Genomic DNA, 25,668 nt, shown 5'->3' with positions numbered 1-25,668 from the left:
GTGCGCCGCGGCATCAACCGTCCTTCGACGACCGCTTCGACAACCTTGAGTCGATCCAGCTCTCGCATGCTCATGGTGATCGTGTTGGTGTTGTTGGCCACGGGCGGCTCCTGGTTGACCATCAGGAGCCGCTCAGGATGAACCAACCCGCGGCCAACTACGACATTTCAACTTTGCCCAGATACGACATTACAACTTTGCCCAGATACGACATTACAACTTTGCTCTTACACCAAAGTTGCCGATAATTGAGATTATGTCAATTAAATAACCAAGGAAGCGTTACCCCCATCCACTCCGAAAATCGACACATGATCACCAGTTGTATTTTGCGCTGGCCACCACCGTGCGCTCGTTGCCGAATACGCAAACCGAATACGATTGGCAACCGCTGACGTAGCGCCGGTCGAACAGATTCGTCACGTTCAGCGCAAAACGCCAGTCGCGCGTGCCGTAGTGCAGCGCCGCATCGTACAGCGTATAGCTCGCGACCGTCAGCGAATTGTCCGGCGCACCGGCCGACGCGCTCTGGTAGCGCACGCCGCCGCCGAGGCCGAAGCCCGCGAGCGGCCCGGTGTGCCACGTCCAGTCGGCCCACAGCGACGCCATCTGGCGCGGCCGCGGGATGTCGACCGGCCAGTGGTTCAGCGATACATCGTTCGCCTTCACGTTCTTCACGTCCTGGTAGGCGTACGACGCGATGACCGACAACGCGCGTGTCACCTGCCCGACCGCGTTCAGCTCGATGCCGCGCGAACGCACCTCGCCCGTCTGCACCGACGTCCTGCCGGTCGGATCGAGGCGTAGCGGCGCCGGCGTCACGACGTCGGTCTGGTTGATCTGGTAGATCGCCGCGCTCAGCATCAGGTTCTTGCCGGGCGGCTGCCAACGCAGGCCCGCCTCGATCTGCCTGCCGCGCGTCGGCCGCGGCAGCCCGCCGCCAACCATCCTGACGCCGATGACCGGATCAAACGATGTCGAATAGCCGATGTACGGCGCCAGTCCGAAGTCGCCCTGGTACGTGATGCCGGCGCGGCCCGAGAACGCACTGACGTCCTGTTTCGGCTGCGCGCCGGCAGGACGGTCATCCAGGCGCAGGTTCGCCCAGTCCTCGCGGCCGCCGAGCGTCAGCGTCCAGCGGTTCCATTTCACGCGCTCCTGCGCGTACATGCCGACCGTATCGATGGCGGTGTACGGGTCACTGTGGCCGAACGACGTCCGGCCGGAGAAAATTTCCGTCGTGACGGGCGTGTAGACCGGATGATAAAGGTCCAGATAAGGTGCCTGGGCGAGCCACTCGCTATCGGTCGACGTCTGCCGGTTGTACTGGAAGCCGAGCAGCAGCGTGTGCTCGAGCGGCCCCGTGCCGAAGCGCGCTTCGGCGTGGTTGTCGACGTCGAAGCGGCTGTAGTTCAGCTGGAACAGCCCCGCGACGCGCGTCATGGCTCGCGTGCTGCCCGGAGCAAGGCCCGCGCCGAAGACCGTCGCATCATCGAGCGACAGGTGCATCCAGCGCAGATTCTGCCGCAACGTCCAGACCGAATTCAGCTTGTGTTCAAACTGATAGCCGAGCGACCACTGCTTCTTGCGGTAGTGGTCGAAGCTCGGGTCGCCCATGTAGATGCCCGGCGACAACGGCCCGTTCGGGTTCGGCAGAACCGTGCCCCGCGCCGGAAGGAAGTTGTATGAGATGTCGCCCCAGTCCTGCAGGTAGGTCGCCGACACGGTGAGCGACGTATCCGCGTTCGGCCGCCAGCGGAACGACGGCGCAAGCGCCACGCGCTGGTCGGCCTTCGGGCCGGTCAGCGCATTGCCGTCGCGCGCGACCCCGACCAGGCGATACGCGTACTTGCCGTCGGCGTCGAGCGCATCGCCGAGGTCGAACATCGCCTGCTTGCGCGCATGGTTGCCGATCTGCACGCCGGCCTCCCTCACGCGCTCGCCGTCGGCATGCTTCGTCTGCACGTCGACGATCGCGCCCGGATCGCCTGCGCCATACAGTACCGACGCCGGCCCGCGCAGCACGGCGACGCTATCGACCATGTAAGGATCGACGCGCCAGCCCGCCAGGGCCGTCGTATTCGGCGCCTGCAGTCCGTCGATGAACAGCATGGGCGTAAAGCCGCGCAGCGCTGCATACCAGTCGGTGCGGTTGTTGGAGACGAACGACGAAAAGCCGGGCGTGTAGCGCAGCGCCTGATTGAGGTCGGTCGCGCCGGTCATCTCGATCTGCTGCGCGGTGACGACGTTGACCGTCTGCGGAATCTCGGCGATCGGCGTATCGGCCTTCATGCCGGTCATCGCGTGTCGAGCAACCAGGCCGGCCGGTTCCGCGTGCGCCGATCCTTGCACCGTGATGTCCGGCAGCGTGGCGCCGCGCGGGTTGTCGGCCGGTGCCGCTATGCCGCCAGCTCGTGTTTCGCCGGTCGGCGCCGTCGCTTGCGCGCAGGCATGACCGGCCGCAGCCTCGCAAAGTATCGCCATCGCAGCGACCATGGCCGCATGCAGCCCCGCACCCGCTTCCCGCCCCATCCGCTGTTGCTCCGCCATCCCGGCTGCCCCGTCAGCCGAGCCGTTTGTGTGTCAAGGCGCGACAGCCATCCGGCCGCCACCCGCTCCGCGTCCCGTCGATTCCGCACATTGCCGCGATGGTTCTTGCGCCACCGCATTATCGATGCGACCTTCGATGATATCGGCCGAGCGTGACACATTCTTGAGGGCAGCTTGTCGGGCGGCGCCCGCCGCCCATGCTGGCCGGCAGGAACGGGATGCGAAGGATGTCGGAACATTCATGCAGGATCAGTGAGCAGGCGACAGGCGCATCACGACTCGCGTGCCCGCTTGCCGGGCGACGCGATCCTGAACTCTTCCGGATTGCGTCCTTGCATCCATCGCGGCCGCTTGCCGCGGCCCGCCCACGTCGCGCCGCTCACCGGATCGACGTAGCGCGGTTCCACCTGCTTGCGGCGGGACATGCCGGTCGGTGCGAGGTTCGACAACCTCACCTCCACCACCCGCAAATCGATCTCGTACTCGCGAATCAGCTTGACGATTTGTTCCAAAACGTCCTCGCGGCGCGCCTCGCGCTGCGCCTCGATCTGGGCGTCCAGTTCGGCCCGCCGAGCGAGCAGTTCCGGCAACGGATCGCGTGACATCTGTTCTCCTTTCGCTCGACGCCCCAAAGGAATGGATCGGCATGGCAATCGACGCATGAACGAGCGTCGCGCTCTCAGCCGAATTGAAGACGTGATCGTGCCGACGGCAGCGCTTCGCCGCGTCGGCACGATACTTCCGTCGTAGGTGCACCGGCGAACGCCGGTCAGCGCGAGGCCGCGCAGGAATGCCCCCCGGCATTCCTGCCCTCGACACTTCCCGGGCCGACGAGCGTCGAACGTCATCGAGTCGGTTTCAACGCGGTTAACCGACGGATTCATCAAACGGACAAACCGGCGAGGATGGCACGCCCTCGCCGGTCCGTCATGCGGCCGACCTTACCACTGGTATCCGCCGCTCACGACCGCGCCGTACGTGCCGCGCGTGTTGGACGATACGGCGGCCTTGTAGACCCAGCGGTTGCTGCCGGTGACATGCGATACCCCGATCGCCTGGCCGGATTGCCCGCGATACACACTGCCGGCCACCGCCACCATGCTCATCCCGGGCTGGGTCGGCTGCGGCAAGCCCGCGACCGCCATCGCGGCGGCCACCCCGCCGTCCGAATCCCGGCGAATCGAATCGATCCGGTTGTTCACGCCCTGGATCTGCCGGTCGGTGTAGCCGTTCGCCTGGCCCACGCCCTGCGCGATCGAGTCGTTCAACTGCTGGACGTTGACGCCGTCGGTCGGCGCCGTGCCGGCCGCCATGTTCGTGAGCTGGCGTGCCTGCGCCGGGCTGCCGATGGACACCACGTTGCTGCGCCCCTCGTCCGTCGAGTTCGCGCCGAGCGCGACGGAGTTCGTTCCGCTTGCCGTCGACCCCGCGCCCACCGCGACGCTGCGGGCGCCGGTCGCCGTGCCGGAGGGCGTCTGCAGCGAACTCGCCAGCGACGCCACCTGCTGATTCACAGTCGACAGGCCGGTCGACAGCGAGCCGATCTTCTGGTTGGCCGACGACAGGCCGGTCGCCAGCGTGTCCACCTGCTTGGCGACGGCATACAACTGGCTGCCATTGACGGCGTCCGTGCTGGCGGCGGAGATCTGGCCGGCGGCGACGTTCGTGATCTGCCGCTCGCTGCCGGCCGCCCCGACGCTGACCACGCCGACCGGATTCGTGCCGGCGAACGACGAGTACGTCGTATTGCCGACCGTCGCGCTCGACACGGGATTCACGGCCGACGTGGACGAACCCGCGCCCAGGGCGACCGAGTTGGCGTCCGCGGCCGACGCATTGAGGCCGATCGCCACGGAGTTTTGTCCCGTCGCATTGACGTGCCCGCCCAGTGCGACCGAACCGAGGCCCGATGCCGTGGCGTTCTGCCCGTACGCGGCCGAACCGTCGCCCTGCGCAAACGCGGTATTGCCCATCGCGGTCGCTTCGCCGTCGAGTGCCTTGGCGCCGACCCCGATCGCGACCGGCGACGCGTTCGACGCCGTCGCGGTCGCCCCGCTGCCGATCGCGATCGCGACCGAACCCGTGGATCCGCCGTTGGCGACCGCATTGAAGCCTTGCGCAATCGCACCGGTGCCCGATGCCGAGCTGTTTCGGCCGATGGCGATCGTGGCGTCCCCGGTGGCCGCCGAATCCGTGCCGACCGCCACCGAATTGGTCCCCGACGCGATGGCCTGGAAGCCCATTGCGGTAGCGGCCGCGCCGGTCGCCTGACTGCCGCTGCCCAGCGCGGTCGCGAAATTCTGATTCGCCGTCGATTGCGCGCCCACCGCGGTCGCCCACGCGCCATTGGCCTTCGACGCACCGCCATACGCCACCGCACTGGCACCGATGGCCGAGGAATTGCTGCCGACCGAAGTCGCATTCCTGCCGTTTGCCGTGACCGTGTCGCCCACCGCCACCGCAGCGCCGCCGTTGGCGCTGACGTTGATGCCGAATGCCTCGTTCTGGCTCGTCCCGTCGGCACCGGCAATTGCCGGGTTCACGCCGCCCGTGTTGGCCGTCGGCGCCGATGCGGCGCCGCCGATCGTCGCGCTCGTCGAGCCGCTTTCGCCGCCGAATGCAAAGTTGTCCGCATGCGCCTGTGCGATCGGCAACAGCATCAGCGCCGCCAGCACGGCCAGCGACGGCTTCGACCGGCACGGCGATCGTCCGGCTTCATCTTCGCGCTGCACGCCAGCGTGAGTGCCCGCCGCCGCAACGGCGGTGTCGATCCGACGATTCCGGACGTGCCGATTATGCTTTTCGTTCATGACTTCCTTCCTCTTCTCGAATGTTCAATCACTGACTGACCGCGCTCTCAAAGGCGGCACGGAATCCGTTCGACGTTCGCCTGCTACGAGGCAGGCGCGCAGGGCGACCTGCCGGTGCGATGTCGAAACACATTGTCGTCAGCGTTAATCGCATACGCGTTTTCTGGACCGGCCAATTCTTTTTCCGGAGCGGAAATTTTTTTAGTGATCCAAAAGTAAATGCGTATTCAGCGTTGCAGCGATATCTCGACGCGCCGGTTGCTTGCCCGCCCTTCGGCTGTCGTGTTGGGCGCAACGGGGTCGGCCTTGCCGCGTCCGGTCGCTGTGAAGGAGTCGGCCTGAAGCCCATGCTCGCGCAGGTGGCCGGCGACAGCGTCCGCGCGTCGCTGCGAAAGCTGGAGATTCGACGCATCCGAACCGATCGCATCCGTGTAGCCCATGACGGTTACGCGGGAGAAATGCTTGCCGCCCTGCTGGCCCAACAGCGAATCGAGCGTCGCTCGGGCCACCGGCGTCAGGGTTGCCGAACCCGACGCGAACAGCGCATCGCCCGACAGGTTCACGTGTTCGGCCGGCGCAGGCTCCGCCGCCGCGGGTGCGGGCGTCGATGCGGGAGGCGCGCCGCATTGGAACACGAGCGTGCCGGGATCGGCGCCACCGCGGAACGGCCGGGTCGAGTCGACGGTTCTCACCGGTTCGTTGCCGCACATGCGCGCGGCAACCTTCATGCAGGTCGCCTGGCTGGAGAAGATGCCGTGACAGTCGACCTGAAACGTCCGCACGCCGTCCCTCGGCTGCAGTTCATAGGCGCTGAACGTCGGGCCCGACGCGCTGGAGCAGGCAGCAAGGCCCAGCGCGGGCAGGATGAGTGCGAGATGGAGATTTTTCACTGTAGCGCTCCGGAATATCTGTGTGCAAAAGCGAAATCACGCGGTAATGCGGATGGATTCGCGCCTGTTTCTCGACGCGCAGCCGGGCATGCGCGCGGCATGCCCGGTTGCGCCGTTACTTCCACTGATACAGCATGCCGGCGCCCACGACGCGCTGGCTTCCGCTGAAGCCGCCGTTCAGCGTCGCCTTCAGGTTCTCGGAGATGCGGGCCTGCATGCCGACCGCCATCGCCTTCTGCCCGGCGAACGTCGCCGTGCCGACGCCCATCGCGAAGTTGGAGTCCCGATCCATGTGCGGGATCGACGCCATCGCGGCGGTCGCGGCGATGCCTTCGCGCGCCATCGAGTCCGTTTGCTGGATCTGCTGCTGCATCTGGCTGACCTGGTTGCCCAGGTTGTTCACCGACGTCGACAACGCGCTCGACACGGCATTCAGCTGGTTGACGTTGACCGCGTCGGTGCCTTCCGTACCCGCCGCGACATTCACGACTTGCCTCGTCGACGTGGCGGAGCCGACCGACAGCACGCCCGAGCGCCCGCCGTCGCTGCTGCCGGTGCCGAGCGCCACCGAGCCGGTGCCGCTCGACGTCGCGCCGACGCCGATCGCGGTCGAGCCATTGCCCGTCGCCTGCGAACTGTTGCCGACCGCCGTGCTGCTCGCGCCGGATGCCACCGCCCCCAGTCCGCCCGCGGACGCGTTCGAGCCGGTCGGCGCCGGCGCGCCGTTCCCGCCGGTCGGGCTGGACGTAAACGATCCGCCGGTGTTGCTGGTCCGCTGATCGATCAGCGTGGACAAGCGATTGGCGACCGCGTCGAGCTGCGACACGTTGACGGCATCGGATCCGATACGGCCCGCGGCCAACCCGGTGATCTGCCGGTTGCCGACGTTCACTTCGCCCGCGGACGATTGCGGCGAGCTCAACCCGTACGCGACATAGTTGTTCAGCGCGCCGATCGTCGTCAGCGAGCCCGCGCCGAGCGCCACGCTGTTCGCGAACGTGGCGCTCGCCCCGGAGCCGAGCGCGACCGCATCGACTGCGCCGCTCTTCGCGCCCGAGCCGAACGCAACACCGCCGGCATTCAGCGCGCTCGCATTCGCACCCTGCGCGATCGACTGCGCGCCGGCTGCCGTCGCCCCGCTGCCGAACGCGAGCGCGTCAGCCTGTGCCGAGCTCGCGCGCTGGCCGATCGCCACCCCGCCGGGCGCGGTCGCATCGACGATCGCGCCGTTGCCGATGCCCACGCCGTTATCGCCGTTCACGACCGTCGTCGGGCCGACCGCCACCGATTCGGCGCCGACCGCGAGCGAATCGGCGCGCGTCGAGTTCGCATGGAAGTACATCTGCCCGGTGACGGCGAACGACGACAGCGCGCCCGCCAGTTGCCGGACCGTGACCGCGTCCTGCGACTGCGTGCCGTCGGCGACGTTGGTCAATTGGCGGTAGGTGTTCGTCGTCGCATCGCCGAGCGAAACGGCGCCGAGCAGGCTGCGGTCCGACGTATTGAACGGAATCGAATGACTCCCGTTCGCAATCGAGCCGACACCCGACAGGACGGCCCGGTCCGACACCGAGCCCGCGCCGAGCGCGATGCCGCCCGCGACCGACACGGTCGACCGGGCGCCGAGCGCCAGGCTGTTCGCGGCCGCCGCCTGCGCGCCATTTCCGGCAGCCAGGCTGCTCGCGCCAATCGCGATAGCCTGCGGGCCGATCGCGACGCTGTCGGCGCCGAGCGCCTGGCTGTCGGCGGCGGTCGAATTCGCGCGGAAGTACTTGATGCCCCCGCCGTTCTGGATGGTGTCGACGGCGTTTGCGACATTGGTCACGTTCTGGTTCGTCGCATACAGTTGCGAGCCGTTGACCGCGTCGGTGCTCGTCGGGCTCAATGCGCCGGCCGCGACGTTGGTGATCGTGTTCGGGCCGCTGCCGCCATGCGCGGCACTGAACGCGCCAGTGCCGCCGTTCGCCGCCGGATCCCACAACAGCGCGTCGTTCTGCACCTGGTTCAGTTGCGAGCTGACCGCCTGCAACTGGCTGACGTTCACCGCATCGGTCGGCGCCGCTCCTGCCGCCACGTTGGTGATGCGCCGCTCGGCGCCCGCCGAGCCCACCGACACTTCACCCACGGGCGCAGCGCCGGCCAGCGCGCCGGTGCCGGGGTTGTATGCCGCGAGACCGAGGTTCGCCGTGGTCGTCGCATTTGCGCCGAGCGCCACCGAGTTCGCGGTGGTCGCCTGCGCGTTGCCGCCGATCGCGACGCTGTCGGCCCCCGTTGCCTGGCTGTCCGCCGCCGTCGAATTGGCGTGGAAGTATTTGATGCCGCCGCCGTTGGTCATGTTCGCGATGGCCGTGGTATTCGCGGTGACCTGCTGGTTCGTTGCAAAGAGCTGGGAGCCGTTGACGGCATCGGTGCTGCCGCCGTTCAACTGGCCGGCGGCGACGTTCTGGATCTGCCGCGATGCGCCGGCAGCGCCCACGCTCACCGCGCTCGCCGGATTCGCGCCCGCGAAGCTGTAGAGCGTGCCGCCGATCGACGTACCGGATGTCGGCACCACCGCCGCGGTCGTCGAATTCGCGCCCAACGCGACGTCGCCCGCATGGCCGGCGACGGCGTTCGGGCCGATCGCAACGCTGTCCGCGCCGAGCGCCTGGCTGTCGGGCGCCGTCGAATTCGCGTGGAAATACTTGACCCCCGCGGTCGTCCCGCCGCCGCCGATCGCGTTCAATACGTTCTGCACGGAGTTGTACGAATTGCCCGCGTAGTTCAGGCTCGTCGTCACCGCGCCGGTCGAGCTGTCGTAGGTGCTGCCGCCGCCGAGACTCGACGCGACGCTGTTGCCCAGCGTATTGATGCCGGCGGCCACCGAGAACAGTTGCGAGCCGTTGATCGCGTCGGTGCTCGTCGACGAGATCACGCCCGCCGCGACGTTCTGCAGTTGTCGCTCCCGGCCGGCGGCGCCGATCGACACGACGCCGTTGGCCGCGCTCGCCGGGCCGGCCGCGGTGCCGCCGTACAGCGCCGTCGTGCCCGTGTTCGGGGCCGCTGCCGCACTGCCGGCGCCGAGCGCGACACTGTTCGCGAGCGTGGCGCTGGCGCCGGAACCCAGCGCCAGCGCATTGATCGCGCTGCTTCGCGCGCCTGAGCCGAGCGCCACGCCGCCCGCGTTCAGCGCAACCGCATTCGCGCCCTGTGCGACCGACTGCGCGCCGGCTGCCGTCGCGCCGCTGCCGAGCGCGATCGCATCGGCCTGCGCCGAACTCGCGCTCTGGCCGATCGCCACCCCGCCGGGCGCGGTCGAATCGACGATGGCGCCGTTGCCGATGCCCACGCCGTTGTCGCCGTTCACGACGGTCGTCGGGCCGACCGCCACCGACTCCGCGCCGACCGCGAGCGAATCCGTTTGCGTCGAATTCGCGTGGAAGTACTTCTGGCCCGTCACCGCAAACGACGCCAGCGCGCCGGCGAGCTGCCGCACGGTCACCGCGTCCTGCGCTTGCGTGCCGTCGGCCACGTTGGTCAGTTGCCGATAGGTATTGCCGCTCGCATCGCCGAGCGAAACGGCGCCGAGCAAGGTCCGGTCCGACGTATTGAACGGAATCGCCCGGCTGCCGATCGTCACCGAGCCCGCGCCGGACAGCACGGCGCGATCCGATACCGAGCCCGAACCAAGCGCGACGCCCCCCGCCACCGACACGTTCGACTGCGTGCCGAGCGCCAGCCCGTTCGCCGCTTGTGCGCGCGCGCCGTTGCCCGCGGCCAGGCTGCCCGCTCCGCCCGCGACGGCCTGCGGGCCGATCGCGACGCTGTCGGCGCCGAGTGCCTGGCTGTCCGCGGCGGTGGAATTCGCGTGGAAGTACTTGATGCCTTGCGCATTGATGTTGTCGACGACCGAGCCAACGTTGTGGTTGATCGTGGTGGAGCCGTCCGCGTTGTACGTCGTGTAGGTCGGCGCGGAGATCGTGCCCGTCGACGTGTCGTAGGTCGCGCCGCCGCCGAGCGCCGTGGCGGTGCTGTTGCCCAGGTTGGTGACGGTGCCGGCGACCGTGACGATGCTCGTCGACAGCGAGCCGATGCCGGTCGAGGTCGACGTCGACAGCGACGCGAGTGAACTGTTGGTCGAACTCAAGCCGGTGGACAGCGAACCGATGCCGGTGGAAGTCGACGTGGAAAGCGATGCGATCGCGCTGGTTGCCGACGAGAGACCCGTCGAGGCGGACGTCGACAGCGAGGCGACCGAGCTGTTGATCGTGCTCAGGCCGGTCGAAAGCGAACCGATGCCGGTGGAAGTCGACGTGGAAAGCGATGCGATCGCGCTGGTTGCCGACGAGAGACCCGTCGAGGCGGACGTCGACAGCGAGGCGACCGAGCTGTTGATCGTGCTCAGGCCGGTCGAAAGCGAACCGATGCCGGTGGAAGTCGACGTGGAAAGCGATGCGATCGCGCTGGTTGCCGACGAGAGACCCGTCGAAGCGGACGTCGACAGCGAGGCGACCGAGCTGTTGATCGTGCTCAGGCCGGTCGAAAGCGAGCCGATGCCGGTGGAAGTCGACGTCGACAGCGAGGCGACCGCCAGATTTGTCGCATTCAATTGCGAGCCGTTGATCGCATCGGTGCTCGACCCGCTGATTCGCCCCGCCGCCACATTGGTGATCTGACGCTCGCTGCCCGCAGCGCCAACGCTCACGACGCTGGTTGGGTTCGTCCCCTGAAAGCTGTACGTCGTGCCGCCGATCGTCGCGCTCGCCGTGGGATTCGGCGCGGCCGTCACCGAGCCGGAACCCAGCGCGACGTCGCCCGCATTGCTGGCGACCGCGGAAGCGCCGAACGCGACCGCGCCGGCGGCGGCCGCCGTCGACGTATTGCCGAGCGCGAGCGAGCCCGTGCCCTGCGCGATGTTCGAATTACCGATCGCGACTGCGCCGTCGCCGTTCGCCGTGTTGTTCGAGCCGGCCGTGACCGCGCCGGTGCCGATCGCGGTGCTCGGGTCGCCGATCGCCACCGCGCCGTTGCCGCTGACCGTCTGGCCCTGGCCGAGCGCGACGGCGCCGGTACCCGCCAGCACCTTCGAGTTGTTGCCGCCGGCGATCGAGCCCGCGCCCGCAGCGGCAGCGACCGAGTTGGTGTCGCCGATCGCGACGGTGGATCCCGCAGCCGCAACGCTGTTGATGCCGATTGCGGTCGAATTGATGGCCGACGCCGTCGCACCGGCGCCCAATGCCGTCGCCGATATGCCGCTTCCGAGCGCAAGATTGCCGAGCGCGACCGCGAACTGCTGCGTCGCGGTCGCCTGCACGCCCATCGCGACCGAACTGACGCCCGACGCATTGGCGCTCAGGCCGAGCGCCATCGACTGGTTGGCAGCGGCCGTCGTGTTCGAACCCAGCGCGATCGAACTCGTGCCGAGCGACTGCGTGCCCGATCCGGGCACGCCGGCCGTGCCGCCCCAGCCGATCGCGATCGACGTACCGCCCTTCGCACCGCTGTTGACGCCCATCGCAATGCCGGAACTGCCGCTCGCCAGCGCGCCGCTACCCACCGCAACGGCGGCCGCGCCCGAACTCGTCGACTGGTTGCCGATGGCGACCGTGCCCGTATCGGTGGCGTGCGACGCAAAACCGAACGCGACGCTTTGAACCCCCACCGCGCTCGCCCCGAGACCGAGCGCGGCCGCATACTGGCCCGACGCCAGCGCATTGTTGCCGAGCCCGACGGCCGAAACGCCGGTCGCGGCTGCGCCACTGCCGATCGCCACCGCGCCGCTTTGAGTCGCGCTCGACAGATTGCCGACGGCAACCGAATAGTTACCCGAACCGATCGCCTGCACGCCGAGCGCCGAGCTGTTGACGCCGGTCGCCTGCGAGTTGATGCCGACGGTCGTCGCACCGTCGGCCGTCGCGCGCGCGCCCGGGCCAATCGCCGTGGCTGAAACGCCCGTCGCCGTCGACAGGTTGCCGAATGCGGTGGAATTCACCTGCGTCGCGGCCGAACCGTTACCGACCGCTATCGAACTGGCGCCGCCGGTTGCCGCCCCGCCACCCGCCGAGTACTGCGCATGCGCAGCAACATGGAACACGCCGAGATACGCCGACGCCATCAGCACGGCCAGCCGCCGTAGCGGCGGAGTGGCAGGCATTCCCGTGCGTGTCGCCGGGCCCCCGATCGCGGTACGTTCCGCCGCGCTGCTCGACGACACAACGCGCTTGCCGCACGCACGGTCAAGCTCCGACGCCGCAACCCAAGCCCCCAATGCTTCGTTCCAGACGGTTTTGAATGACTTGTTCATCTTTTCTCCACTTTTTATCTACGTGCCTGATGACGCAATCGCCAACGCATCGGCGAGCGAAGACGTCCCGCTTGTCTCGTCCATCGCTCACCGCGGTCTTTTCCAAAAAACATTCGGATCACTAAATACAGAATTGAAAATCCTCTTTCCTTGCTCATGAAAAGTAGAGACGCACGAGCGCAAGCCACCGTCCCGATGCGGCGGGAATTTTCTGACTGGAAAGAAGGATCGTCGTCGACAGGGCGGGCGCGCCCGCCTGCCTGAACCGTCAGGCAGCCGACGAGGTGTCGATCAGGGGGGCGCGTGGCCCCGTGCGGCGCCCGCGCTCGAATGGAATGCCGCGGCCGAATATGCGTCGACAGCGGACCTCCGCGCCGACGAACCGATCCCCCGTGCCACCGTGCCCACAATGCTCATCACTCTGTGCCCTGTTGATTTCGGGGGAAACCTGCGCGCGGCAATGCACCTTTTTCTATTCCGCGCCCCACCCGAATACTTATTTATTTAAATATTTTGCAAACCGATAAAGCGTTTTATTTATTTCATTTTCCCACTCGCCGGTGCAAGCGAGCCGGCCGTCCGGGCCATCCCGCCTGCTCCTGCGCCGACGGCGAGGACGTACCGAGCAGTGTGTCGCGATCCGGCCAGCCGTGTATTTTTTCGAGCGGACGAATTGTTTTAGCGAGCGGAAAACCTGCTCGTCGCGCACGCATTGCCGGACATTTTCGATACACGCATAACCGGAAAATAATGCCGAAAATCATCAGGAAAATATTTCCGGATTGCTTTCGAAATAATGCCCGGCTCCGCCTCCCACTATTCGGGACGACGGCGATATGCAAGTTCCGCGCGGCAATCGACGCCAGAGCCGGGTGTGGTGCAACACCATGACGCCCGGATCGCGCAATATTCCCCGCCATTGTTTCTGCCCGTTTATAATTTTGAGATAGCGCGTCCGCGGGTCGCGATGTCGTCCGTCCTGTTTACCTCCCACTCGTTCGTCGTCATGTCATCTCGCTTGCCTGGTTCGACGTCGCTGCAGGCCGCGCCGGATATCTCCGGCGCCCACATTCTGGTCGTGGATGACCGGCCGAACGAGCTTCAGCTGCTGATCGAGATATTGCGGACCGCGCGCTGCCGGATCAGCGTCGCATTCGACGGCCTGCAGGCGTACCACCGGGCCCAGGCGATCGCGCCGGACCTGATCCTGATGGATGTGCGCATGCCCCGCATGGACGGCTTCGCCGCATGCAGGTTGCTGACCGCAACCCCGGCCACGCAGGCCATCCCGATCATCATCCTGACCGCCGAGGGCGATCTCGATCGTCGCATCGAAGGGCTCGAGACCGGTGCCATGGACTACATCGTCAAGCCATTCGAACCGGCGGAAGTGATCGCGCGCATCCGGAATCATTTGAAGAAGGTGCTGCGCAAACGCGTCGACGAACACCTGCCCGCGCTTCCCGACAATCCGGATGCTTCGCTCGTCCGGGCGGCCAGCGAGATCCTGCTGCGTGACCTGCGCAATCCGCCGACGCTCGAGGCGCTCGCCAAGCGAGTCGGTACGCACGAGAAGCGCCTGTCCCGCGTGTTCCGGGACACGCTCGGGCAGACGGTGTTCGAATATCTGCGCGATACGCGATTGCGCACCGCCCAGCGCTTTCTTGCCGATACGTCGATGGGCATCGGGGATATCGCCGAAGAGATCGGTTTTTCCACCGCGGGCAATTTCGCCACCGCGTTCCGCGAACGCTTCGACATGACGCCGTCCGATTGGCGACGGCAGCGCGGCCAGATCCACGCCGACGACTCTGGCGACGAACCGCAGCCCGATGCGTAGGCGCCACGTCGCATGGGCGTCGGGGTACCGAGCGCTGCTGTTCGGCTTGCTGCTCGCGTGTCTCTCCTATTCGGCCGCGCGGGCGGCGACGACCGAACCTGCCGCGCTGCTGGAACACGTCTCGGTATTCGAAGACGCCGCGGCCGCGCTGACCGTCGACGAGGTACTCGCGCGTTTCACGCATGCGCCAGGCAGCTTCCTGCCCGCGACCAAGGAGCGGCTCGCCCCGGGATTTTCACGGTCGGCGTGGTGGCTTCATCTCACTGTGGTGAATCGCGCCGGCGCGGCGCGCGCGCTCACGCTGGCGCTCCGTGATGCGCGTGTCGATCGCGTCGATTTCTACACACTCCGGAACGGCCGATGGACACCGGAAGCCGTGTTCCCTCCAGCCGGCGTCGACGCATTTGCGGCACGAGCCCGGTACCCGGTGCTCGACATCACGCTCGCGCCGGGCGAAGCGCTTCCCGTCCTGGTGCGTGTCACCTCCCGCAAGGCGATGCGCCTCGAACCCACGATCATGACCCGGCAGGCGTGGCAAGCAAACGAGCTGCGCGCTGCCATGTGGGACTGCGGGCTGCTCGGCGGGCTGCTGGCGCTCGCGTGGTCTGCGTTGCTGATCGGGTTCTTTTCCCGCAGCGGCGCGTTCTATCTGCTGGCGGCGCTGACCCTCTGCACGGCGTTGTTCGAGGCGGGCGTCCGCGGCTATACGCGAACGTATCTGTGGCCCGATTCGCCCGAATGGTCGGCCCGCAGCGAAACCCTGTTCGCGTATCTCGCCATCGCATGCTTCATCGTGTTCGTCCTGAAGATCGCACGCGGCGAACAGGTCCGGTTGCCGGTGCGCATCGCCTACCTGGTCGTATTCGCCCTCGAATGCGTCGGCATGGTGGGCACCGCGTTCGGCGATCTCCATTTCTTCGTGCAATTCTGCGCGCGCCTGAACGCCGGGTTCGGCATCTTGAATGTCTGCATCGTGCTGCTGCTTGCCAGGCGCCGAACCCCGACCGGCCGCCTGATGCTGGTCACGGTCAGCTTCGGGTTGTTCAATTTCCTGGTACGGACGATCGGCGGACTCGATGCGGCCCTGCCGGCGCTCTCATGGTTGAAGTCCGATATCTATCCCAACCCCGTCATCGCGATCATCGGCCTCGCCACGCATCTCGTGGTCCTGGCCGCGTGGATCAACCATGTGGGCCGGCAACGCACCGAAGCGCGGCAGCGGCTGGAACACTGGCAGCTGACGGAGCAGGAGCGCCTGCGGGAGGAAGTCGCCAAACGGACGCTCGCGCTCAACGACGCCCTTCATCAGGCGAACACCAACATGCAGCAAAAGATCGAGACGCTCGGCTACGTGAGCCACGATCTGCGCGCGCCGCTGTCCACGATCAACGGATACGCGAAACTCCTGCTGCAAGGCGCCACGCAGATGCAGACCCGGCTGATCCAGTCCATCGATCGGAGCATCCGTTACCAGCTGACCCTGATCGACGAATTGCTGGAGTTCACGAAGGCCGAACTGCAGCCGCTCAGCGTCGCGCCCGATGCCACGGACCTGCCCGGCCTGCTGGACGATATCGGCAGCTATGCCGTTGCACTGTGCGCGCAGCAGGACAACCGGTTCGTCTATCGGCCGCTCGCGTCGCTGCCGCGGACGCTGGTGATCGACGGAATTCGTCTCCAGCAGGTGTTGCTCAACCTGCTGTCCAACGCGTCGAAATTCACGCGCAACGGCGTCGTCACGCTCGCCGTCGACGCGCGCCGGGAATCCGACGGGTACCGCATCGGCATCGAGGTTGCCGACACCGGCATCGGCATCGACGTGAACGGCAAGTCCGACATCTTCCGCGCGTACCAGCAAGTGCATGCCGTCGACGGCGGAACCGGGCTTGGCTTGTTCATCGCCCAGCGCATCGTCAAGGCCATGGGGGGCGAACTGGCCGTATCCAGCAAACCGGGTGTCGGCACGTCGTTTTCATTCCAGATCGTCGCGCGTGCGGTCGGGCACACGCTCGTGGCGCCGTCGGATCTCGCCCGCCTGTCTTCGCCGCAGGTCGATGCAACGCACGCCCCTGTGCCGAACCTTTACCGCGCGCCATCCGTGAAGGCCCTCGATGAACTGGCCCGATTCGCAAGGAACGGCCGCCTGACCGACGTGGAAGCATGGATCGAAAGACATGCGCCCGACTCCGGTCACGCGGGCTTGCTCCGCGAAGTGCAGGCGCGCATCGATGCGCTGGATTTCGAGGGAATCGAGGTGCTCGTCGAGTCGCTGAAAACGCGGGAGGAATCCGCGTTTCATTCCGAGGCCGCGGCGCATGCTGACGAGGGCGAGCGGTTCGGATGATTCGGTCAAACGCCCGATCCGAGCAAAACCAGCAGGAACAATATTGCTCAAACGGACGGGTAATCAAAGCATCCCCGTTCCCGGCATCCGTCTCACATCAGAACCAATCGCGCTCCGCGTCCGGAACACAAAACCATGCGTGCCTGTACGCGTTCCTTCTCGACTGGCAGATCACGGTTATGTCTCTCCATTCCTTATCTCGCCTCCATCGTATCTCCATCAAATTTCACGAGAACGCTCACCGACGCCAAGCACACTCCTCGTTGTCTCATCAGGCCTTGGACACACGGGTGCGCGTGAGGCGCAAGACCGTGGCTTGAAGGATGTATGTCGTGAGTCCGGCTGTTCGCGGGGGGCGAACGCGCCGGCCTTCGACCGTCAGCGTATCCGGTCGAAATCGACGTTGTGCCCCAAGTTATCGACTCACCGCATGGACACCTTTCCAACCTTGATTGCCTGCGAGCACGGCGACAGCGTCGCCCGACCTGCCCGGGCAACGCGTCGCTGTTGAAGCGTTTGTTCTCAATCCGATTACCGGCCACCCGGCCAGTCATCAGTCTCATCCGCCTCGGCCGGAAACCGATGCTGCCCAAACCGCAGAATCAGCACGCCCACCGCAAGCAGCACGATACCGAGCGTCGTCATCAGCATGTGTTCCGGGCTGTCCGTCACGCCGCGCAGGATCAGGTCCCGCGCGAGCGACGTCATCGCGATATAGAGCGGAAAACGCACCGGCAGCCGCCCGAGGCGCAGGTAGCGGACGGTCATCGCGAGCACCTCGAGGTACAGGAACATCAGCAGCAGGTCCGTCAGCGAAACCCCGCCCGCCATGACGACCTTCCACGCTTCCTGCCCCATCGCAAACGACGTCGCCAGACCGATCAGGACGAGCCCGGCGAGTTCGGCCGCATGGAGAAAGCGGTCGAAGCGCCGGCGAATGCGGTCTGCCGCGGTCGGCAGCGGACGGGAAGTGTTCAGCGTGTTCAAGATGATAGGCAGCCAAAAATTGGATCGAATGTCGATCGGAAACACATCCTCGGTCGATTCGTTATCCATATCAATACGCGGCGAATCGATCCGCGCTTCGCCGATCGCCAGCGGATGGCATGGATGAAGCGCCGTGCCGGCGCCATTGCGCATGTCGCCGATCAAGCCGCCCTAATCTACTGCACGCGGCGCGGTGGCATCAAGAGCACAGCTGCCCCCGCTCCGCATGCCGCCCCGGCAATGAATCAAGCATTCGAATAACAGATCGGCGATCCGGGTTCCAAATACGCACCGAAGCTGATAGATTGCTTGCGCATCAATGTTCTGCGGCATGCGCCGCGCCGAGCGAGGGCCGCCGGCGTTCGGCGAACGCGCGACAAAATGGCGCGCCTCCCCGCCGCATGATTACGCCTGTCACAAAAGAGAACACAGACGCATGACACACTTCGCCGTTTTGCAACCGCGCTGCATCGATTCGCCGATCCGCGTATCGTATCGGCATCACTGAGGCACGCTCCGATGCAGATACATCCCCCCTCCTCCCAGAACGTCCATAGCCCGCCGACCCGCAACGCGATCTTCCTCGTTGCGACCGTCAACCCGGGCGCCGACCACGCGGACACGGTCCGCGCGTGGTGCGGCGATATCGCCGCCCTCGTCCGCTCGGTCGGCAAGCGCGTGCCGTCCGGCAACCTGTCTTGCGTATGCGGCTTCGGCGCCGACGCATGGGATGCGCTGTTCGGCGCGCCACGGCCCGCGGAGTTGCACCCGTTTCGCGAGTTCGGCGCGGGGCAGCGCGTCGCGGTGGCGACACCCGGCGACATCCTGCTGCACATCCGGGCCGACGCGATGGATCTGTGCTTCGAGCTGGCGACGCAACTGGTCGGGCGCCTCGGCGACGCGGTGAAGATCGTCGACGAAGTACATGGCTTCCGCTATTTCGACCAGCGCGCAATAATCGGCTTCGTCGACGGCACCGAGAATCCGACCGGTGGCGAAGCCGTCGACTTCACGGTGATCGGCAACGAAGATGCCGAATTCGCGGGCGGCAGCTATGTGATCGTGCAGAAATACCTGCACGACATGGCCGGATGGAACGCGCTGCCGGTCGAGACGCAGGAGCGCATCATCGGCCGCACCAAGCTGTCCGACATCGAGCTCGACGCCGCGGTCAAGCCGTCGTCGTCGCACAGCTCGCTGACGACGCTGGTCGAAAACGGCGAGGAAGTGAAGATCCTGCGCGACAACATGCCGTTCGGCCGCCCCGGCGCGGGCGAGTTCGGCACCTACTTCATCGGCTACGCGCGCTCGCCCGCGCCGATCGAACAGATGCTCGAGAACATGTTCGTCGGCCGGCCGCCCGGCAACTACGACCGGCTGCTCGATTACAGCCGCGCGGTGACGGGCTCGCTGTTCTTCGTGCCGTCGGCCGACCTGCTCGACGCGCTCGCGACGCGCGCCGCACCGGCCGCCGGCGCCGACGAGCCGCCCCCATCCCCATCGACCGAGCCGCCATCCAACGGCTCGCTGAACATCGGATCGCTGAAAGGAGCCCACCCGTATGAATAACCTGCACCGCGAACTCGCCCCGATCTCGTCGGCCGCCTGGTCGCAAATCGAGGAGGAAGTGGCCCGCACCTTCAAGCGCTCGGTGGCGGGCCGGCGCGTGGTCGACGTCGAAGGCCCCGGCGGCACCGAACTGTCGGCCGTCGGCACCGGCCACCTGCTCGACCTCGACGCGCCGCGCGACCAGGTCGGCGCCAAGCTGCGCGAGGTGAAGGCGCTCGTCGAGCTGACCGTGCCGTTCGAACTCGCGCGCGACGCGATCGACAGCGTCGCACGCGGGGCGCGCGACGCCGACTGGCAGCCCGCGAAGGACGCGGCGCAGCGCCTCGCCTACGTCGAGGACAGCGCGATCTTCGACGGCTACACGGCCGCGGGCATCGCCGGCATCCGCCAGGCATCGTCGAACCGCGCACTCACGCTGCCGGCCGATGTGCGCGATTATCCGGCCGCGATCGGCGAGGCGCTCGAAGCGCTACGGCTCGCGGGCGTCGACGGCCCCTATTCCGTGCTGCTCGGCGCGGATGCGTACACGGCGCTCGGCGAAGCGCGCGAGCACGGCTATCCGGTCATCGATCACATCAAGCGGATCGTCAGCGGCGAGATCATCTGGGCGCCCGCGATCACCGGCGGCTGCGTGCTGTCGACGCGCGGCGGCGATTTTGCGCTGCATCTCGGCGAAGACGTGTCGATCGGCTATCGCAGCCACAACGACGACGTCGTGCGCCTGTACCTGCGCGAAACGTTCACCTTCCTGATGCTGACGAGCGAAGCATCGGTCGCGGTGGCGCCGCAACCGCCGGCGGCGTAACGCTTTCCCGGCGACGCGGACGCACGATCGTCCGTGTCGCCGCGGCCCTCCCTCCGCCCTTCCCCGACAGCCCTCCTTCGCGCGCATACCGCATCGCGCCCGATACCGCGCGCGGCATTCGCACGACGAAACGCGACGCACGCGCATTCGTCTGTACTCCATTCCGGCACGCACACCGCGCACAGGCGCGCGCACAAGGGTGCAATTCACCCGCCACGACAGGCCGAACTGTGCCTTGGATGACACCCGTCGATCCGCTATTTTTTGCACGTAGTCGCGGTGACGCTGCGGGCGTCATGAAGCACGCGCGTTCCCGCCGTCGGCGCGCACCACGCGCACCGCATCCGCCATAGCCCAATCGACCCCTTCCACCGACAGGAGCCGCCCCGCCATGCCCGCCCTTTGCGATATCTGTCACGCCCGGCCCGCCGTCGCGCGCGCCACCGTGATGCAGAACGGTGAACGCAAGTCGATCTCGATCTGCGACTATCACTTCCGCCAGCTGATGCGGCATCAGAGCATGTCGAACCCGTTCGATTCGCTGCTCGGCGGCGGCGGCCTGTCGCCGATGTTCGGCGACGTCGACGAGCCGTTGTCCGCCGAGATCCCGCGCGAGTCGGTCGACCCGACCGACGCGTTCAGCGAACAGACCCTCGAGCTGCTGCAGCGCGCGGCGGAGAAGGCCCACGAGCTGCGCCGCAACGAACTCGATACCGAACACCTGCTGTACGTGCTCGCGGATACCGATGTCGGCACGGCACTGCTGAAGGAACTGAAGCTGTCGCCGCAGGACATCAAGGGCTACATCGACGAGCACGCGCAGACCGGCGGCGCCGATCCCGACGCGTCGATCGACCGGATGTCGATCTCGCCGCGCATGAAGAAAGCGATCCAGTTCGCGTTCCAGGCGTCGCGCGATCTCGGCCACTCCTATATCGGGCCCGAGCATCTGCTGATCGGCCTCGCGGCCGTGCCGGACAGCATCGCCGGCGCGCTGATGAAGAAATACGGCGTGACGCCCGAGGCGCTGCGCCAGAAGGTCGTGAAGGTGGTCGGCAAGGGCGCCGAGGATGGCCGCGTCGACACGCCGACCGGCACGCCGAACCTCGACAAGTTCGGCCGCGACCTCACCGCCCTCGCCCGCCAGGGCAAGCTCGACCCCGTGCTCGGCCGCGCGCAGGAAATCGAGAGCACGATCGAGGTGCTCGCGCGGCGCAAGAAGAACAACCCGGTGCTGATCGGCGAGCCGGGCGTCGGCAAGACCGCGATCGTCGAAGGCCTCGCGCAGCGGATCGTCAACGGCGACGTGCCGGAAGTGCTGCGCGACAAGCGGCTGGTCGAAGTCAACATCAACTCGATGGTCGCGGGCGCGAAATATCGCGGCGAATTCGAGGAGCGCGCGAAGCAGCTGATCGATGAAGTCACCGCGAAGCAGGACGAGCTGATCCTGTTCATCGACGAGCTGCATACGATCGTCGGCGCGGGCCAGGGCGGCGGCGAAGGCGGCCTCGACATCGCGAACGTGCTGAAGCCGGCGCTCGCGCGCGGCGAGCTGAGCTTGATCGGCGCGACCACGCTCAACGAATACCAGAAGTACATCGAGAAGGATGCGGCGCTCGAGCGGCGCTTCCAGCCGGTGCTCGTGCCCGAGCCGAGCGTCGAGCAGACCATCGTGATCCTGCGCGGCCTGCGCGACAAGCTCGAGGCGCACCACCAGGTCACGTTCGCGGACGACGCGTTCGTCGCGGCCGCCGAATTCGCCGACCGCTACATCACGTCGCGCTTCCTGCCCGACAAGGCGATCGACCTGATCGACCAGGCCGCGGCCCGCGTGCGGATCGGCTCGACGTCGCGGCCGGCGGACATCCAGGAACTGGAAGCCGAGGTCGCGCAGCTCAAGCGCGAGCAGGACTACGCGTCGTCGCGCAAGCGCTTCGACGAGGCGAAAGGCTTCGAGGAGCGCATCGCCGACAAGCAGCGGCAGCTCGACGCGCGCATGGAAGCGTGGCAGCGCAAGACGGGCTCGGAGACGCTCGAGGTGACGGTCGCGTCGGTCGCGGAGGTGGTGTCGCGCATGACCGGCATCCCGGTCGCCGAGCTCACGCAGGAAGAGCGCCAGAAGCTGCTGCAGATGGAAGAACGGCTGCGCGAGCGCGTCGTCGGCCAGCACGACGCGGTGGTTGCGGTGAGCGACGCGGTGCGGCTGTCGCGCGCGGGCCTCGGCCAGACGCACCGGCCGATCGCGACGTTCCTGTTCCTCGGCCCGACCGGCGTCGGCAAGACCGAGCTCGCGAAGGCGCTGGCCGAAACCGTGTTCGGCGACGAGCAGGCGATCATCCGCATCGACATGTCCGAATACATGGAGCGTCACGCGGTGGCGCGGCTGATCGGTGCGCCGCCGGGCTACGTCGGCTACGACGAAGGCGGCCAGCTCACCGAACGCGTGCGGCGTCGCCCGTACAGCGTGATCCTGCTCGACGAGATCGAGAAGGCGCATCCGGACGTCTACAACGTGCTGCTGCAGGTGTTCGACGACGGCCGCCTGACCGACGGCAAGGGCCGCGTGGTCGACTTCAGCAACACGATCCTGATCGCGACCAGCAACCTCGGCGCCGCGATCATCATGGACAACCTCACGCAGCCGGACGCCGCGCGCAAGACCGACAAGGCGATCAAGGACGAGCTGATGCAGGTGCTCAAGGGGCACTTCCGCCCCGAGTTCCTGAACCGGATCGACGAGATCATCGTGTTCGACGCGCTGACGAAGGACAACATCCGCGCGATCGTGCAGATCCAGCTCGATCGCGTGGTGCGCACCGCGGCCGCGCAGGACATCGCGCTCGTGATCGGCGAGTCGCTCGTCGCGCACCTGTCCGACGTCGGCTACCAGCCGGAATTCGGCGCGCGCGAACTGAAGCGGCAGATTCGCCAGATCATCGAGACGCGGCTCGCGAAGGAGATCCTCGGCGACACGCTGAAATCGGGCGACCGCGTCGAGATCGACTACGACAAGGACAGCGGCGACGTGACGTTCAACAAGCTGCCGCCAGCCGACCAGAAGGAAACCCGCTAGCGCAGCCACCGCACCCCGATCGAGCGGCGCGCGCCCCCCGCACGCGCCGCTGGCGCCGCCCCGCCCTCGCGCGGCGGCGCCGAACCCGGCCGCCACGCGGCCTAACCCGAGCCGCGATCCGGCGTCGCCGGAACGGCTCACGGAGCATTCACATGACAAATCGACGCGAAGTGCCAGGTATCAGGAAGTACGACGGGCCCGCCGGCGGTTGGGGCGCGCTTCGCGCCACGGCCGATGCCGTACGGACGCAGATGGACGCCATCGAGGCGCCGATCATCCTGATGCGGACCAACCAGCCCGACGGCTTCGACTGCCCCGGCTGCGCATGGCCCGACAAGGAGCACAAGTCCACGTTCCAGTTCTGCGAGAACGGCGCGAAGGCCGTCACGTGGGAAGCGACGAGCAAGCGCGTGACGCCCGAGTTCTTCGCGGCGAACACCGTGTCGTCACTGTTGCGCATGTCGGATTACGAACTGGAGAACATGGGCCGGCTCACGCATCCGCTCGTCTACGATCGCGCGAGCGACACGTTCCGCGCGGTCGAATGGGACGACGCGTTCGCGCGCATCGGCGAGGTGCTGCGCGGCCTGCCGCCCGAACAGGTCGAGTTCTACACGTCCGGGCGCGCGTCGAACGAAGCCGCGTACCTGTACCAGCTGTTCGCGCGCGAGCTCGGCACCAACAACTTCCCCGACTGCTCGAACATGTGCCACGAGCCGACCAGCGTCGGCCTGCCGCAATCGATCGGGATCGGCAAGGGCACGGTGTCGCTCGAGGATTTCGATCATTGCGACCTGATCATCTCGATCGGCCACAATCCCGGCACGAACCACCCCCGGATGATGGGCACGCTGCACGAATGCGCGCGGCGCAACGTGCCGATCATCGTGTTCAATCCGCTGCGCGAGCGCGCGCTCGAACGTTTCGCGGATCCGCAGGACATGATCGAGATGGCGTCGTTCGGCTCGACGCGGATCGCATCGACGTACTTCCAGGTCGACGCGGGCGGCGACGCGGCCGCGCTGAAAGGCATCATGAAGGCGCTGTTCGCGCTCGAGGCCGAACAGGGCAACGTGCTGGACCGTGCGTTCATCGCCGAGCACACCAGCGGGTTCGACGCGTTCGCGGCCGACCTCGAGGCGACGACGTGGGACGACATCGAACGCGCGAGCGGCCTGAGCCAGGCGCAGCTCGAACAGGTCGCGCTCGCGTACGCGAAATCGAACGCGACGATCGTCACCTACGGGATGGGCGTCACGCAGCACAACAAGGGCACCGCCACCGTGCGCCTGATCGCCGACCTGTTGCTGCTGCGCGGCAACTTCGGCAAGCCCGGCGCCGGCATCTGTCCGCTGCGCGGCCACTCGAACGTGCAGGGCAACCGCACGGTCGGCATCACCGAGAAGCCGTCCGCCGACTTCCTGAAGAAGATCGAGGACGTGCTCGGCTTCACCCCGCCGGCGCATCACGGCCACGACGCGGTGCAGACGATGCAGTCGATGGTCGCCGGCACCTCGAAGGCGCTGATCTGCCTCGGCGGCAACTTCGCGGTGGCGCTGCCCGATCCCGAGCAGTCGTTCCCGGCGATGGGCAAGCTCGACCTGAGCGTGCACATCGGCACCAAGCTCAATCGCTCGCACCTGCTGGTCGCGAAGGAAACCTACGTGTTCCCGTGCCTCGGCCGCACCGAGCTCGACGTCCAGGCGGGCGGCACGCAGTCGGTGACGGTCGAGGATTCGATGTCGATGGTGCACGCGTCGGCCGGCAAGCTGAAGCCGGCGTCCGAGCACCTGCGCTCCGAGCCCGCGATCGTCGCGGGCATGGCGCATGCGACGCTGCCGAACAGCAAGGTGCAGTGGCTCGACCTGATCGCCGACTACGACCGGATCCGCGACCTGATCGACAAGACGATTCCCGGCTTCGAGGCGTTCAACGCGCGCATCCGCACGCCGGGCGGGTTCCGCCTGCCGCTGCCGCCGACCGAGCGCGTATGGCCGACGGAGACCGGCAAGGCGATGTTCTCGGTCTACAAGGGCGTGAAGGAAGACGCGGACGTGCTCGGCGCCGAGCACGTGCTGCGCCTGATCACGCTGCGCAGCCACGACCAGTACAACACGACGATCTACGGGCTCGACGACCGCTATCGCGGCGTGTTCGGGCGTCGCGACGTGCTGTTCATGAACCCGGCGGATCTCGCGAAGTACGGGCTCGAGCATGGCGATCTGGTCGACATCGAGACGGTCGCGCCGTCGGGCCGGCCGCTGCGTCTCGAGAAGATCACCGCGATCGAGTACGACATCGCGCCGGGGTCGGTGGGTGCGTATTATCCGGAAGCGAACGTGCTGGTGCCGCTTGACTATATCGACAAGGAAAGCGGTACGCCGTCGTATAAGTCGGTGCCTGTGCGGGTGGTGAGGTCGGCTACCGTGTGACGATGGAAGGCACGGATTCGTAGCCGTGCCGTCCACGTGAAAATGGCGCGTCGATGACGCGCCATTTTTTCGCCTTTTTTCGTAC

General features: G+C 66.9%; 11 protein-coding genes and 1 pseudogene. 6 read left to right on the top strand and 6 right to left on the bottom strand.

Annotation, left to right across the window (positions count from 1 at the left end; translation table 11 throughout):
* Window positions 1-315: 315 nt before the first annotated feature.
* From ABFO07_RS10295 to ABFO07_RS10275, 5 genes are all read right to left on the bottom strand, one after another.
* Complete coding sequence (locus tag ABFO07_RS10295) at window positions 316-2,532, bottom strand: TonB-dependent siderophore receptor (protein WP_347468652.1); 2,217 nt, start codon at window positions 2,530-2,532, stop codon at window positions 316-318.
* 290 nt (window positions 2,533-2,822) lie between these two features.
* Window positions 2,823-3,155 (bottom strand): H-NS family nucleoid-associated regulatory protein, encoded by a 333-nt coding sequence (locus tag ABFO07_RS10290; RefSeq protein ID WP_059881859.1) that lies wholly within the window; start codon window positions 3,153-3,155, stop codon window positions 2,823-2,825.
* 336 nt (window positions 3,156-3,491) lie between these two features.
* Window positions 3,492-5,360: a YadA family autotransporter adhesin gene (locus ABFO07_RS10285; protein ID WP_347467091.1), complete on the bottom strand. Its 1,869-nt coding sequence runs from the start codon at window positions 5,358-5,360 to the stop codon at window positions 3,492-3,494.
* Between the two features lie 227 nt (window positions 5,361-5,587).
* The gene (locus tag ABFO07_RS10280) at window positions 5,588-6,250 is read right to left on the bottom strand and encodes an OmpA family protein (protein ID WP_060150113.1); all 663 of its coding nucleotides are present in this window, start codon (window positions 6,248-6,250) and stop codon (window positions 5,588-5,590) included.
* A gap of 115 nt (window positions 6,251-6,365) precedes the next feature.
* Entirely contained in the window at window positions 6,366-12,533 is a 6,168-nt protein-coding gene (locus ABFO07_RS10275; protein ID WP_347467088.1) for an ESPR-type extended signal peptide-containing protein, read from the bottom strand.
* Between the two features lie 1,006 nt (window positions 12,534-13,539).
* Between ABFO07_RS10275 and ABFO07_RS10270 the strand changes: the two genes are divergently transcribed.
* Window positions 13,540-14,373 carry a response regulator transcription factor gene (locus ABFO07_RS10270; protein WP_347468651.1) on the top strand — a complete coding sequence of 278 codons (834 nt, stop codon included), beginning with the start codon at window positions 13,540-13,542 and terminating at the stop codon, window positions 14,371-14,373.
* Entirely contained in the window at window positions 14,366-16,717 is a 2,352-nt protein-coding gene (locus tag ABFO07_RS10265; RefSeq protein ID WP_347467087.1) for a sensor histidine kinase, read from the top strand. Before ABFO07_RS10270 ends, ABFO07_RS10265 begins: the two co-directional genes overlap by 8 nt.
* A gap of 531 nt (window positions 16,718-17,248) precedes the next feature.
* Here ABFO07_RS10265 and ABFO07_RS10260 read toward each other — a convergent pair.
* Window positions 17,249-17,695 carry a phosphate-starvation-inducible protein PsiE gene (locus ABFO07_RS10260; RefSeq protein ID WP_059562037.1) on the bottom strand — a complete coding sequence of 149 codons (447 nt, stop codon included), beginning with the start codon at window positions 17,693-17,695 and terminating at the stop codon, window positions 17,249-17,251.
* Between the two features lie 528 nt (window positions 17,696-18,223).
* Between ABFO07_RS10260 and ABFO07_RS10255 the strand changes: the two genes are divergently transcribed.
* The 4 genes and pseudogenes from ABFO07_RS10255 (at window position 18,224) to ABFO07_RS10240 (ending at window position 25,583) form a co-directional block, all read left to right on the top strand.
* The gene (locus tag ABFO07_RS10255; protein ID WP_060018069.1) at window positions 18,224-19,273 is read left to right on the top strand and encodes a Dyp-type peroxidase; all 1,050 of its coding nucleotides are present in this window, start codon (window positions 18,224-18,226) and stop codon (window positions 19,271-19,273) included.
* Complete coding sequence (locus tag ABFO07_RS10250) at window positions 19,266-20,078, top strand: family 1 encapsulin nanocompartment shell protein (RefSeq protein WP_059561793.1); 813 nt, start codon at window positions 19,266-19,268, stop codon at window positions 20,076-20,078. The genes ABFO07_RS10255 and ABFO07_RS10250 overlap by 8 nt, the downstream gene beginning before the upstream one ends.
* A 391-nt stretch (window positions 20,079-20,469) precedes the next feature.
* Window positions 20,470-23,148: pseudogene (locus ABFO07_RS10245) on the top strand (AAA family ATPase); the annotation flags it as partial.
* Window positions 23,149-23,303: 155 nt separating this feature from the next.
* A complete protein-coding gene (locus ABFO07_RS10240) occupies window positions 23,304-25,583 on the top strand; it encodes an FdhF/YdeP family oxidoreductase (RefSeq protein ID WP_347467084.1) in 2,280 nt (759 codons plus the stop codon).
* Window positions 25,584-25,668: the final 85 nt, after the last annotated feature.

Source organism: Burkholderia stagnalis (genome assembly GCF_039848545.1).
Classification (GTDB): domain Bacteria; phylum Pseudomonadota; class Gammaproteobacteria; order Burkholderiales; family Burkholderiaceae; genus Burkholderia; species Burkholderia stagnalis.
This window is presented reverse-complemented; position numbering and strand designations above follow the sequence as displayed.

What these genes read in the sequence shown, in the direction of transcription:
- ABFO07_RS10265 (WP_347467087.1), top strand. Translation starts at nt 14,366, where the DNA reads ATGCGTAGGCGCCACGTCGCATGGGCGTCGGGGTACCGAGCGCTGCTG.
- ABFO07_RS10295 (WP_347468652.1), bottom strand. Translation starts at nt 2,532, where the DNA reads ATGGGGCGGGAAGCGGGTGCGGGGCTGCATGCGGCCATGGTCGCTGCG.
- ABFO07_RS10250 (WP_059561793.1), top strand. Translation starts at nt 19,266, where the DNA reads ATGAATAACCTGCACCGCGAACTCGCCCCGATCTCGTCGGCCGCCTGG.
- ABFO07_RS10270 (WP_347468651.1), top strand. Translation starts at nt 13,540, where the DNA reads ATGTCATCTCGCTTGCCTGGTTCGACGTCGCTGCAGGCCGCGCCGGAT.
- ABFO07_RS10255 (WP_060018069.1), top strand. Translation starts at nt 18,224, where the DNA reads ATGCAGATACATCCCCCCTCCTCCCAGAACGTCCATAGCCCGCCGACC.
- ABFO07_RS10240 (WP_347467084.1), top strand. Translation starts at nt 23,304, where the DNA reads ATGACAAATCGACGCGAAGTGCCAGGTATCAGGAAGTACGACGGGCCC.
- ABFO07_RS10285 (WP_347467091.1), bottom strand. Translation starts at nt 5,360, where the DNA reads ATGAACGAAAAGCATAATCGGCACGTCCGGAATCGTCGGATCGACACC.
- ABFO07_RS10290 (WP_059881859.1), bottom strand. Translation starts at nt 3,155, where the DNA reads ATGTCACGCGATCCGTTGCCGGAACTGCTCGCTCGGCGGGCCGAACTG.
- ABFO07_RS10275 (WP_347467088.1), bottom strand. Translation starts at nt 12,533, where the DNA reads ATGAACAAGTCATTCAAAACCGTCTGGAACGAAGCATTGGGGGCTTGG.